This is a genomic window from Microcystis sp. Msp_OC_L_20101000_S702 (assembly GCF_007095705.1).
GTDB classification, from domain to species: domain Bacteria; phylum Cyanobacteriota; class Cyanobacteriia; order Cyanobacteriales; family Microcystaceae; genus Microcystis; species Microcystis ichthyoblabe_A.
This window is the reverse complement of record NZ_SFBO01000218.1, coordinates 1-11,958: the sequence shown is the minus strand read 5'-3', so window position 1 is coordinate 11,958 and position 11,958 is coordinate 1. Positions and strand designations below refer to the sequence as shown.

General features: G+C 41.6%; 11 protein-coding genes, 1 tRNA gene and 1 pseudogene. 10 read left to right on the top strand and 3 right to left on the bottom strand.

Annotation, left to right across the window (positions count from 1 at the left end):
- Positions 1–610: 610 nt before the first annotated feature.
- Complete coding sequence (locus EWV60_RS22025) at positions 611–1,744, top strand: RNA polymerase sigma factor, RpoD/SigA family (RefSeq protein WP_272105035.1); 1,134 nt, start codon at positions 611–613, stop codon at positions 1,742–1,744.
- A gap of 307 nt (positions 1,745–2,051) precedes the next feature.
- A complete protein-coding gene (locus tag EWV60_RS22020) occupies positions 2,052–3,212 on the top strand; it encodes an aminotransferase class V-fold PLP-dependent enzyme (protein WP_287234762.1) in 1,161 nt (386 codons plus the stop codon).
- A 104-nt stretch (positions 3,213–3,316) separates the two neighbouring features.
- Here the strand turns inward: EWV60_RS22020 and EWV60_RS22015 are convergent, their stop codons facing one another.
- Both EWV60_RS22015 and ruvB read right to left on the bottom strand, forming a co-directional pair.
- Entirely contained in the window at positions 3,317–4,093 is a 777-nt protein-coding gene (locus EWV60_RS22015) for an RNA polymerase sigma factor SigF (protein WP_002755365.1), read from the bottom strand.
- A 524-nt stretch (positions 4,094–4,617) separates the two neighbouring features.
- Positions 4,618–5,694 (bottom strand): Holliday junction branch migration DNA helicase RuvB, encoded by a 1,077-nt coding sequence (gene ruvB / locus EWV60_RS22010; RefSeq protein ID WP_002755367.1) that lies wholly within the window; start codon positions 5,692–5,694, stop codon positions 4,618–4,620.
- A 23-nt stretch (positions 5,695–5,717) separates the two neighbouring features.
- On the opposite strand from ruvB, the gene hisF reads away from it, so the two are divergent.
- The 4 genes from hisF to EWV60_RS21990 all read left to right on the top strand — a co-directional run bounded on the left by hisF (position 5,718) and on the right by EWV60_RS21990 (position 8,344).
- Positions 5,718–6,482 (top strand): imidazole glycerol phosphate synthase subunit HisF, encoded by a 765-nt coding sequence (gene hisF, locus EWV60_RS22005; protein WP_002738370.1) that lies wholly within the window; start codon positions 5,718–5,720, stop codon positions 6,480–6,482.
- A gap of 246 nt (positions 6,483–6,728) precedes the next feature.
- Positions 6,729–6,929 (top strand): hypothetical protein, encoded by a 201-nt coding sequence (locus tag EWV60_RS22000; RefSeq protein ID WP_002755370.1) that lies wholly within the window; start codon positions 6,729–6,731, stop codon positions 6,927–6,929.
- A 119-nt stretch (positions 6,930–7,048) separates the two neighbouring features.
- Positions 7,049–7,121: transfer RNA gene (locus tag EWV60_RS21995), tRNA-Ala, on the top strand.
- A 125-nt stretch (positions 7,122–7,246) separates the two neighbouring features.
- Positions 7,247–8,344 (top strand): AI-2E family transporter, encoded by a 1,098-nt coding sequence (locus tag EWV60_RS21990; protein WP_002778288.1) that lies wholly within the window; start codon positions 7,247–7,249, stop codon positions 8,342–8,344.
- Between the two features lie 371 nt (positions 8,345–8,715).
- Here EWV60_RS21990 and EWV60_RS21985 read toward each other — a convergent pair whose 3' ends face one another.
- On the bottom strand, positions 8,716–9,555 hold the full coding sequence (locus tag EWV60_RS21985) for a reverse transcriptase-like protein (protein WP_287234759.1): 840 nt from the start codon (positions 9,553–9,555) through the stop codon (positions 8,716–8,718).
- A 221-nt stretch (positions 9,556–9,776) separates the two neighbouring features.
- Here EWV60_RS21985 and EWV60_RS21980 point away from each other — a divergent pair, with 221 nt between their 5' ends.
- From EWV60_RS21980 to EWV60_RS21965, 4 genes and pseudogenes are all read left to right on the top strand, one after another.
- Positions 9,777–9,941, top strand: a complete 165-nt coding sequence (locus EWV60_RS21980; protein WP_002738845.1) for an Asr1405/Asl0597 family protein — start codon at positions 9,777–9,779, stop codon at positions 9,939–9,941.
- A gap of 122 nt (positions 9,942–10,063) precedes the next feature.
- On the top strand, positions 10,064–10,639 hold the full coding sequence (locus EWV60_RS21975; protein WP_193977115.1) for a (2Fe-2S) ferredoxin domain-containing protein: 576 nt from the start codon (positions 10,064–10,066) through the stop codon (positions 10,637–10,639).
- 121 nt (positions 10,640–10,760) lie between these two features.
- Positions 10,761–11,615, top strand: coding sequence for a formyltetrahydrofolate deformylase (gene purU, locus EWV60_RS21970; protein ID WP_193977114.1), 855 nt, complete (start codon positions 10,761–10,763; stop codon positions 11,613–11,615).
- 137 nt (positions 11,616–11,752) lie between these two features.
- A pseudogene (locus EWV60_RS21965) lies at positions 11,753–11,958 on the top strand (DUF3782 domain-containing protein); the annotation flags it as partial.

Here is an 11,958-nt window from a genome sequence, read left to right as displayed (position 1 = left end):
AACTTAAACTAATAAAACGGAGAGGCTATGGCTTTAGAAACTTTCGGAATTTTTGGGTTAGAAGTATGTTGTCTTGGCATCTTGTCTGTTGATTTAGCATAAAGGGTAACGAAGAGCCAAATATTGCTTTTTTGCTCACAAATTTTGATTTTTAGCTAGTGAAGTCTTCCCAAAAGAATTTTTATCCACCCTTAAGCATTGATAAAGTTAATGATAATCATTGACTATTAGCTATTGAATTAAAGCATAGTTAGTCAAAAGTTGAGAATAGTTCTCAATAGAAAAAGCAAAGAATAGTCATAAAAAGCTGACTGCTATCTTGATTGTTAAGAAGCGTGATCTTTACCTAGTCAAATACTAAAAACCTTAGTTAGAGTGTATAAGTGGAAACCCTGAAAGTCTCCCCTATTCACCAGAAAATCTGATTATCTGGTTGAGCGATTTGTAACAATCCACACAGAAGCGCCTAATTATATCCCAGAAATGGCCGCCATTAATTAAGAAAACGTTTAAAAAATCTGCTCCCCGAAAATTCAATGTAACAATCAGCCCATTGGGAGAAACTAAGTTTTTCCCCCCTATTATAACCCCACTCCATCCATAACTGCTTATGAAAATCTCTAAACTAGCCGCTGATGATAATTTTAATCAAATCATTGCCCTGGAGACAAATCCTTTAGAACTGGACAGCGTGGATTTTGGTGAAAGAACTGACGAGGATATGACTGAATCTTTACCAGAAACCCTAAAAAACACCCGTGGGAGTAGTGGAACGGGATATGATAAAGGCAGCAATGAAGATACTGTTGGCGCATTTTTTAAAGAAATGGCTCGTTATCCCCTGCTTAGTGCGGAAGAAGAAATTGAATTAGCCTACTCGGTTAAGTTTCTCATGGAAGCGGAAGAAGTACGCCAAAAACTGCAAGAAAATTTACATCGTCCCCCGACGAAAACAGAATGGGCGATCGCTTTACAATTAGATAATGAACGTCAACTGGAAAACCGTCTTTATCGCGGACGAACAGCTAAACGGAAGATGATTCGTTCTAATTTGCGCTTGGTGGTTTCTATCGCTAAACGCTATTTAAATCGCGGGGTTCCTTTCTTAGATTTAATTCAAGAAGGTGCGATCGGACTCAACCGTGCGGCCGAAAAATTCGATCCTAATAAAGGTTATAAATTCTCTACCTATGCTTATTGGTGGATTCGACAAGCAATCACCCGCACCATTGCTAACGATGCGCGGACAATTCGTTTACCGATTCACATTGTCGAAAAACTCAATAAACTCAAAAAAGCGCAGCGCATTCTCAAGCAAGATTTACAGCGCAATCCCAATGAACGGGAACTCGCGGAAGCGTTAGAAATAACTCCCGAACAATTGCGGCAATTATTACAATTGCGTCGTCAATCTCTCTCTTTAAATCATCGTGTAGGGAAGGGAGAAGATACGGAATTAGTGGATCTTTTGGAAGATGATGATCTACAACTTCCCGAAGATAAAATGAATGAGATGATGATGCGTCAAGAAATTTTCGCAGTTTTAAGTGATGTTCTCACCGAACGGGAAAAAGATGTTATCTCCCTCCGTTATGGTTTAGCTACCAGTCAACCCTATACCCTAGAGGAAGTGGGGGGAATGTTCAATTTATCTCGGGAACGAGTACGTCAAATTCAAACTAAAGCGATGCGAAAATTACGTCGTCCTCAAGTCGCACGTCGTCTGAAAGGATGGTTACATTAATAACTTTTTCTAACTCGTTCTCTTCTCTCTCCTTTTTCTTGGAGAGCTTTTTTTGTCGATATTTAGCTTAAAATTAAGATCAAGCTGATTTTCTCAGTAGATAGTCATAATACCTATGAACCGACATCTCCAACAGAAAGTGAAAACTGGAAAATATCAATCTCCAGAAAATCATCCTCTCATGGATGGAGAAACTTTTGTCACTGAAATTGTCGATCATAAATATACTAGCTAGTTAAAAGCTGAATATAATAGGCAATTTTTCAGCTATTTTTTCTAGTTCTCAATAAAATCAAACTAATTCAATATGTCTAAAAACTCTTGGTTAATTCCCGATAATATTTATTTTCTCAACCATGGTTCCTATGGTGCAACCCCTAAAATAGTCTTGGATTATCAGCAACAATTGCGGGAACGAATGGAAAGACAACCTTTAGCATTTTTGGGGAGAGAATTAGAGGGTTTATTAGATATTGCTAGGCAAAAATTAGCGGATTTAGTGGGAGTAAATAGCGATGATTTAGTCTTTGTTTCCAATGCAACCACAGCAGTGAATGCGGTGTTAAATTCCTTAACTTTTCAGGAAAATGAGGAAATTCTGATCACCGATCAGACCTATAATGCTTGTGCTAATGCAGTTAAACATATAGCTAAAAGATGGGGTTTAAAGGTAATTATCGCTAAAATTCCCTTTCCTGTACAGTCTCCTTTAGAAATTAGTCAAGCAATTTTAGCATCTGTTTCTCCTCGGACAAAATTAGTAGTTTTAGATCATGTCACCAGTCCCACGGCCTTAATTTGGCCAATCGCAGAAATTGTGCAAGAATTAAATAATCGGGGTATTGATACTCTCATCGATGGCGCTCATGCTTTAGGTTTTTTACCCCTTAATATCGGGGCAATTAATCCCACCTATTATACTGCTAATTGTCATAAGTGGTTATGTAGTCCCAAGGGGGCTGCTTTTCTCTATGTGCGCGGGGATAAACAGGCAATAATTCGACCTTTAACTATTAGCCATGGGGCTAATTCTCCTCGACAAGATCGTTCCCGTTTTCAGTTAGAATTTGCTTGGATGGGAACCGATGATCCCAGCGCTTATTTATCAGTGCCAAAAGCGATCGAGTTTTTAAATTCTCTCTCTATTGATGGTTTACTGGGTCTGATGGCGAGGAATCATAATTTGGTTTTAAAAGCCAGAAATTTGCTTTGTCATGCCTTGCAGGTCAATTATCCCTGTCCAGAATCAATGATCGGATCGATGTCCTCAATTCTAATTCCTAGTTATGCTTGGATAGCAGAAGATTTATCCAGACAACTGTGGGAAAAATATCAGATTGAAGTGCCGATAATTCCCTGGGGAGAAGCATCATTAATTGTGAGGATTTCTGCTCACTACTATAATTCGATCGAGCAGTATGAATATTTAGCCGGGGTTTTAAATTACTTGCTATTGGAGCCAAGATAAGCTGGGAGAGAGGAGCATCGGAGCAGGGGAAAAAATCCATAACTGAGTTTTTAAAGTTGAATTGGGAGTTAATAACGGACTTGCTATGAGAACCGATAATTGGGCTAAAATGCCTCTTGGAGCATGGTTTCCTTGAGCATTTCTAAACCTTTTTTCACCCGACGGGAGACGGTAACAATACTAATGCCTAATTGTTCGGCGGTTTCCCGTTGAGTAAGATCTTTAAGGAAGACAAATTCGAGAATATAACGGGTTTTCTCTTCTAATTGAGCCAGTGCCTGTTGTAAACGAATGCGATCCTCTTGACAAAGTTGAAAGCTGCGATAACCGGGATCGGGAACGATGTCTTTTAAACAGGTGTTATTATCTTCATCGTTATTAACCGTCGCATCGAGACTAAGAGGTTCACGGTTTTGGAAAGCCAGTTTTACCTCTTGCCATTCTTCGATCGAAATATTTAAAGCGAGGGAGATTTCCGTATCATTGGGTTGACGATTGTGGATAGTTTGGAAATCGCGACGCATATTTGTCGCTTGTCTGCCTAAATCTAACCAACGACGAGGAATGCGAACTGTGTAACCTTTATCGCGCAGATAGTGTTGAATCTCGCCACGAATATAGGGAATAGCGAAGGAACTAAAAGCATGACCTTTGCTGCTGTCAAAACGTTTGATCGCCCGAATTAGTCCCATACAGCCAACCTGCACTAAATCTTCGTAATTTTCATGGCATTGATTGACCCAATGATGAGCTTCCCTTCTGACTAATCCTAGGTTTAACCGGATAATTTGATCCCGAAACTTATTATCCCCTGTTTTTTGGTATTTTTGAAACAGGGTAAGAGTTTCTAGTTTAAGATTTTCTTTATTTAGGCCAGACATAGGACGTTAACAGACTTAAAAAATCATTGACTATAAAAGCTCACTATTGCATAGCTCTGACAAATCCCAATACAGTCTAGATTGGAAGCGGCAAGCAATGGCAACAATGTAACTTACTACAATCTTGATCGTACGGTCTTTACATAAAGGCTTGTGTGATTTCAAGCAGTCAAGGCAGTATTTAAAGACACAAGTGAGCTAAAACGCTGGTAATTAGGGTTGGCTGAAAAAGTTGTTCCTAGAGGCAGGGTGTGGGGTGTGGGGAAGTGGGGAAGTGGGGTGTGAATTTGGCTCTACCGAACCTGTTATGTAAAACTATCAACAACTTATGATTGTAAAGCTTGTACACTAAGGCTTTCAGTTTTTGTTAAATTGATATTTATCAACTTTAGAGCATTGCTGTGCAGAGAGTGAGCTTGAGGAATTTTCTACAGTGTAAGTTCGGAAGAACCGTGAATTTTACCCCCGAAAAGTCTTAATCCAACAAGGTTTTTAGATTTATTCAGCCAACCCTATCTAGAAAACTAGAACTCGAACAAAGGTAAACTCCGATCCTTATTTTTCGGCAATTTCGCCAGTAAACCTAAATGTTCATAGGCAGCCGCTGTCACTACGCGGCCCCGGGGAGTCCGATGAAGATAACCTATTTGTAATAAATAAGGCTCATACACCTCCTCAATCGTCTTGGCATCTTCTCCCGTGGCTGCCGCTACCGCTTCCAATCCCACGGGTTTGCCTTGAAACTGTTCGATCATCGTCTTTAATACTAATCGATCGGTCCAATCTAAACCCATAGAATCCACATTTAATTGATTTAATCCCTCAGCGGCTAACTGGGGGGTGATAATAGTTTCTCCCTTCACCTGCACATAGTCGCGCACCCGTTTTAATAAACGATTGGCAATGCGTGGAGTTCCCCGACTGCGACGGGAAATTTCGATCGCACCTGCTTCAGTCATGGGAATATTAAAAATAGTGGCACTTCTGAGCATAATTGCTGTCAATTCCTCGACCGTATAGAAACGCAGACGTTGAATCATGCCAAAACGATCGCGTAAAGGCGCAGTTAAAGAGCCAACTTTGGTAGTAGCACCGATTAAAGTAAAGGGAGGCAGGGAAATACTGCGAATTTTCGCTGCTTGACCCTTACCAATCGTCACATCTAGGCGATAATCCTCCATAGCTGGGTATAATAACTCCTCCGTCACCCGATTCAGTCGATGAATTTCGTCGATAAAAAGAATATCCCGGGGTTGAAGATTGATCAGGATGCCGGTAATGTCCCGGGGACGCTCTAAAGCGGGGGCGGCAGTAATGCGGCAATTTACTCCCATCTCAGCCGCTAAAATTAAAGCCATGGTGGTTTTGCCTAACCCCGGCGGTCCGTAGAAGAGCAAATGATCGATCGCTTCTTGTCTAGCTTTGGCCGCGGCGATGGTGACTTTTAGATTAGCCTTTAAGTCCTGTTGACCGATATAATCCTCTAGGGATTGTGGACGAATCTGCGCTTCTGCTTTTTCCGTTTCTTCTATAGTGGGATTGGGAGTGAGCAGATTTTCCTCGGCTGCCGGGGGGGAATTGTGCGATCGTTTGATGGCCATTGTTACAATCAAGAGTCTAGGATATGTTAGCGAAGCGGATTTTGCCTTGTTTGGATGTCAATAAAGGTCGGGTAGTTAAAGGGGTTAATTTTGTCAATCTTCAGGATGCTGGCGACCCCGTGGAGTTAGCTCGCTTGTATAATCAGGCAGGGGCTGATGAGTTGGTTTTTCTTGATATTACTGCTACCCATGAAGATCGCGACACGATTATTGATGTAGTCTATCGCACGGCGGAACAGGTTTTTATTCCTCTGACCGTGGGGGGTGGCATCCAATCCTTAGAAAATATTAAAAATTTGTTAAGAGCCGGGGCCGATAAAGTCAGCATTAACTCGGCTGCCGTGCGCGAGCCGGAATTGCTCGATCGAGCCAGCGATCGCTTTGGTAAACAGTGTATTGTGGTGGCGATCGATGCTAGACGACGCAAGGATGTGCATAACCCCGGTTGGGAGGTTTATGTTCGGGGTGGACGGGAAAATACGGGTATTGATGCTTTATTATGGGCCAAAGAAGTGGAAAAACGCGGGGCGGGTGAGTTGTTAGTTACCAGTATGGATGCTGACGGCACGCAAGCGGGTTACGATCTGTCCTTGACAAAAGCGATCGCAGAAAGGGTGGAGATTCCTGTGATTGCCTCTGGAGGAGCGGGTAATTGTCAGCATATTTACGAAGCATTGACGGAAGGCCGAGCAGAAGCGGCTTTATTGGCTTCTTTGCTCCATTATGGTCAATTAACTATCGCTGAGGTCAAAAATTATCTGCAAAATCACCAAGTCCCCGTGCGTTAGCTAGGGAAAATGAGAGCAAGATTTACAGAACTTAATCTGGTGATTGAGTCGCTTTTCCCCAGAAAAGGATTTCTTCAGGCTGCAAACCAAGAAGAGCAAAATTTAGACCTATTACTTAAAGTCAATGGCTGACGGCTGACAGCCGCGATCGAGCAACCAGCAAAAAATCCCTTTTTTAACTTCCCTCCGATTATCCCTCCAGAAAATTATGTATTAGAATAGAAGAAAGTTAACAAAATTTAAAATATGTTAGTTCCGATTCTCATCTTTGACCTCGGTCTTGTGGCTTGGTCATTGCATCTGATGCAGCAAGCGTTCGACAGGCAAGAGTTTTCCTTGATGCTGGCGGGAACCTTGGTGGCAGCAGCGGCAGCGGCTATGTTAGTAGTTTATTTCCTCATGGGCCACTGTTTAACCTATTTAACCCAAATTTCGGCTGCTGTCTAAATGGAGGCGATTGTTTCACCATTGTCTTATCAGCGATCGCATTGTGAGGGACAAATTTTTTTCTCGTCACCCCTTGACAAAGTAATTCTATTTAAGCTATATTCAAAAATGGTCTTCGCGGGGTTATAGCTCAGTTGGTAGAGCACCTCAATGGCATTGAGGGGGTCAGCGGTTCGAATCCGCTTAGCTCCATACAGTTAAGATAAGAGTTTCAGGGTTACTGGAACCAAAAAAGTGGCGAGGAGATGGTAGATTGAAAGAGGATTTCTGGTTGGAAAAGTCTCTTTTTACCTCGATACTCTCTCAGGACAAAATTAATGATAGAGCTTTTTAAGCAACTACCTCGTTGGTTGCGGCTAAGTCTGGTTTTTCCGCTTTTATTTCTCAATGGTTGGTTATTATTCCAATTATTTAGCTATCTAGAACCCTTAGTCAGTATTTTTGTCACTGCTAGTTTACTAGCTTTTGTCTTAGATGTTCCCATCAAACTACTGCAAAGACGCGGGGTTAATCGCAGTGGTTCGATCGCTATTGTCTTTTTAATTGCCCTATTAATTTTGAGCGTTTTAGGTTTAATTTTAATTCCCCAGATTGTCGAACAATTAAGCAGTTTAATCAATAGTTTGCCCCAGTGGATCGAGTCGGGAACCGAACAGATACAAAATTTAGAAAAGTGGGATAAAACTCAGAAATATGCGATTTATATCGAGCAATCAATCACCCAGTTATCGGAACGACTAACCAATGTTTTACAAACTCTTAGCACTCAATTACTAAGCTTTGTGCTGGGAACTATCAACAGTATCCTAAACATTCTCTTTGTTCTGGTTCTAACTGTCTTTCTGGTTCTCTATGGCGAACAAATTTGGGAGGGAATTTTAAGCTGGATTCCTGCTCCCTGGAATCTCAAATTAAGAACTATTATTCGTCAAACTTTTGAAACCTATTTTGCTGGTCAAACCATTTTAGCGGGAATTCTCAGCCTGGCTCAAATTTTTGTTTTTGTCATTCTCAAGGTCGATTATGCCCTATTATTCGGGGTGGCGATCGGTCTAACTACATTAATTCCTTTTGCCAGTGCCTTTACCATTATTGGCATTAGTACCCTACTAATGTTTCAAGATTTTTGGTTAGGGTTAAAAGTTTTGACCCTGACTATTATTGTCGGTCAAATTAATGATAATGTCATCGCCCCTCGGCTAATGGGAGGTATGATCGGACTTAATCCCGTCTGGATTATTCTATCTCTTTTTATCGGTGGCAAAGTGGCAGGAATTCTCGGTTTATTGATAGCAGTTCCCATCGCTAGTGTGCTGAAAAGTACCATCGATATCATCCGCTCACAGCAGCGGGAAAAAGAACCGGTAGTTATCCTAGAAGAAACGGTGAAAAATTCCTCGGAGGAGAGCAAATAATAATAAATCCTGTTTTTTCACTGAACAGTAAACAGTAATCAGTAATCATACTAAATCCGTTGAGTATAGGCTAGTTATGAGGAGAGGCACTCATGCAAAGGGGAGAATAAATAATCAGTTTTTAATAACCAGATTTAGTATCAGTGAATTGAAAACTCACATCTGGGCTCTCTTAGGTTTGGTGGGTAAAATGTATTCTAAGATACAGTCTTGCCGGCGAGGGAGTGGAAGGAACCACTCCAGACACAGAGGACACAAAGATTGATCGCTTCTATAGTAAGTTAAACTGGTCGCAACGCGCTCGCTACGCGAGATCACACAAAGAATAAGAGAGCCACACCTGCTAACTGATAACTGCTAACTGATAACTGTTATGAGCGGCTAATTTCTTCGAGAATAGCCATCGCTTCTGTCACCCTATCACTAGGGATAAATAAATGATCGTGATAATAACCAGAAATGACATTGACGCTAATTGCCGCTTCGGACAGTTTCTCACTAATCACCGCTAAAAATCCCACCGCCGCTAAACTAGAATGCACAGAAAGAGTAATTTGTCTATAAATATATTTGTACTGTAATCTCATGCAATCGGCTTGCTGACGGGGAATAATCACCGTTATTCCTTCCTCTTCCCGAAATTGGCAGATAGGGGTTAATTGTAGCTGTTCCAGTCCTGTTGCTGTGAGGGAAGAGAAAACGAATTCTTCAGTATTTAGGATTGGTTTCAGGGATTGGAGCAGAATATCAAGGTTAGTTTCGCCTTCCTCGGGTTTTTCTGGCGATTTTTTCGCCGCATCCATACACTGATTAGCGGCAGCGTCAGCCACACTATTTTTAGCTCGTTCAATCCAGCGCCAGCTAATGCGATCAAATTGGGTGACTAATTGACAAGCACGCTGATAAAAGGGACGTAAACTATCGCTTTTTACCTTCCAGTCTCCCTTAACTTGATTGATGACTAATTGACTGTCTCCCCGAATTTCTAGGCTTTTTAAGCCTAATTCTTGGGCTTTTTCCAATCCAATAATCAATCCTGTGTATTCAGCCTCGTTATTAGTGGCTATCTCCATATATCTACTCGTAGTCAAGGAATTACCCTCGGCTAAAACTATTACCGCTGCACCGGCTGCTCTCCCCGGATTGCCGCGAGAACCACCATCAAAATAGAGAACTGCTGAATTATCGGTTTTTTGAGCTTTTTTATCCATAATTTTCGTCAATAAATCTTGGTATCTCCATTTTTATCCCTTTGACAATTGTAGGCGGTAGCGATTCCGGGATCGGCAAAGCGGACAAGCAAAATTTTAGCCGATCGCCGCTACCGGATAACTTTTTTTCTGCAAGTTATTGATAATAATTTGCAGTTGTTGGTTATACTGAGAACATCAGCCTAGAGTTATATTGCTAATAGTTCTCAATTAAAAGCCCCATGAGTATAGACAAATGGCCATCGAAAGGTGAGAAAATCTTCAATCTTAGTGCTTGGGATCCCTGGCAGGTTTACCACCAGATGCAAGCCCTAAACATTGAATGTCAATGCTCGCTCCATCAGCTTTTGCCAGTTCGCATTGATGCCTCCGCTCAACTTTTATAGCTGTGGATTGTCCTGCGACAGGTGGAGGCCTCCCGAGGCTGTTTAATCCCTTGGCTGGAAACCTGTTGGCAAGCATAATCCTTGAGAAAAATTAACAATCTAAGAGTAAAAAGTGAGAAAGTATGTCAAAATCTGCAACTACCATGATTCCCTTTCAAGTGGTCGGTCAATTCCTCGGTTTTGTCCTCAAGGACGGATATAAGGTAAAATACCTGAGAATCAGTGTTGATAAACGGGAATATTGGTTTAAGCCTGAAAAAACACTGCGAGACCACATACCTCTCAATATTGCTCTCCACTCATGGCTAAAAGTGACGGGAGAAAGTAGTCTTTGTTCAAAAAAGGGAAAATTAAAACTGAGGGTACTAGGGATTGAGCATTTATCCGGCGAAAAAACCCCAGAAGTCACCCCGGCAAAAGCGAAAAAAGCCACCGTCTTAATCTGTCAGAAGTCCGATTGTTGGAAAAATGGCGGTGCGAGAGTCTGCCAAAGGTTAGAGAGTAGTTTAGAGGAAAAAGGACTGGGAGAAGCGGTGAATATTAAATTAACCGGCTGTTTAAAACAGTGCAAAAAAGGCCCGAATCTGGTGGTTATGCCCGATAAAAAGCATTATAATCAGGTAGCTCCCCAAGATGTCCCCTCCCTAATCGAGCGGCATTTTGCCACTTCTGAGAAAGGGAAGAGCCTATCAGTTTAACTAGAAATTTAATCGGCGATCGCTATTGACAAACGATCTTTTTTGTGTATCAAAGGGACGAAGTGCCTAAAATTGTAATAAATTAGGGATAGAAAAAGTCAATTCTTGCCGCCGATAATTTATGACTGCTGCCACTGCAACCTTGTTAATTTCTTGTCCCGACCAGATTGGTCTGGTGGCGAAAATCGCTAATTTTATCTACGCTAATGGCGGCAATATTATCCACGCTGACCAACACACGGATTTTTCGGCAGGATTGTTCCTGATGCGGATAGAATGGCAATTAGAGGGGTTTAATTTACCCCGTGGGATGATCGAACCAGCTTTCGCCGCTATTGCCAAACCTTTGCAGGCTAGTTGGTCCTTACATTTTTCCGATACTGTCCCGCGTCTAGCTATTTGGGTGACAAAACAGGATCATTGTCTCCTCGATTTATTATGGCGACAACAGGCGGGAGAAATTAGGGCAGAAATTCCTTTAATTATTAGCAATCATCGAGAATTACACTCAGTTGCCAATCAATTCGGTATTGAGTTTCATCATCTTCCTATTACCGCCGAAACCAAGATTGAACAGGAAGCCAGACAATTAGAGTTACTGCGGGAATACCGGATAGATTTAGTAATTTTAGCTAAATATATGCAGGTTCTCACCCCAGATTTTATTAACTTTTTTCCCAATATTATCAATATTCATCATTCTTTTTTACCGGCTTTTGCGGGAGCTAATCCCTATCAACGGGCCTACGATCGAGGGGTAAAAATTATTGGAGCCACCGCCCATTATATCACTGCCGATCTCGATCAGGGGCCAATTATCGAGCAGGATGTGGTCAGAGTTAGTCATCGCGATACCGTGGGAGATTTAATTCGTCAAGGTAAGGATTTAGAAAGGGTGGTGTTAGCGCGAGCGGTACGTTTACACTTGCAAAATCGCGTTTTAGTTTACGCTAATCGCACGGTAGTATTCGCTTAAGGTTGCTAGGGTAAGCTCATCTAAAATGGTATAAGATGTACTTGACAAAAAAGAGAGCATGGAAGGTTAAAAATTAGGAAGTACCGGCGCAATTGACTAAAATAACAATAGACTAGATCGGAAGGAAACAATTATTTATGGCAACCACATCCGAAGACGTATGGCGACTCTTAGCCGAATTAACTGCCGCTCAAAAAGAAACTGACAAACAACTCAAGGAAGTCAGTCAACAACAGAAGGAGACTGAACTACTATTGAAGGAAGTTAGTCAACAACAGAAGGAAAACGCCCAACAACAGAAAGAAACTGACAAACAACTCAAAGAACTGGGCAAACAAATTGG

Coding starts and splice junctions, on each gene's coding strand:
- EWV60_RS22025 (WP_272105035.1), top strand. CDS start 611: ATGAAAATCTCTAAACTAGCCGCTGATGATAATTTTAATCAAATCATT.
- EWV60_RS22020 (WP_287234762.1), top strand. CDS start 2,052: ATGTCTAAAAACTCTTGGTTAATTCCCGATAATATTTATTTTCTCAAC.
- EWV60_RS22015 (WP_002755365.1), bottom strand. CDS start 4,093: ATGTCTGGCCTAAATAAAGAAAATCTTAAACTAGAAACTCTTACCCTG.
- ruvB (WP_002755367.1), bottom strand. CDS start 5,694: ATGGCCATCAAACGATCGCACAATTCCCCCCCGGCAGCCGAGGAAAAT.
- hisF (WP_002738370.1), top strand. CDS start 5,718: ATGTTAGCGAAGCGGATTTTGCCTTGTTTGGATGTCAATAAAGGTCGG.
- EWV60_RS22000 (WP_002755370.1), top strand. CDS start 6,729: ATGTTAGTTCCGATTCTCATCTTTGACCTCGGTCTTGTGGCTTGGTCA.
- EWV60_RS21990 (WP_002778288.1), top strand. CDS start 7,247: ATGATAGAGCTTTTTAAGCAACTACCTCGTTGGTTGCGGCTAAGTCTG.
- EWV60_RS21985 (WP_287234759.1), bottom strand. CDS start 9,555: ATGGATAAAAAAGCTCAAAAAACCGATAATTCAGCAGTTCTCTATTTT.
- EWV60_RS21980 (WP_002738845.1), top strand. CDS start 9,777: ATGAGTATAGACAAATGGCCATCGAAAGGTGAGAAAATCTTCAATCTT.
- EWV60_RS21975 (WP_193977115.1), top strand. CDS start 10,064: ATGTCAAAATCTGCAACTACCATGATTCCCTTTCAAGTGGTCGGTCAA.
- purU (WP_193977114.1), top strand. CDS start 10,761: ATGACTGCTGCCACTGCAACCTTGTTAATTTCTTGTCCCGACCAGATT.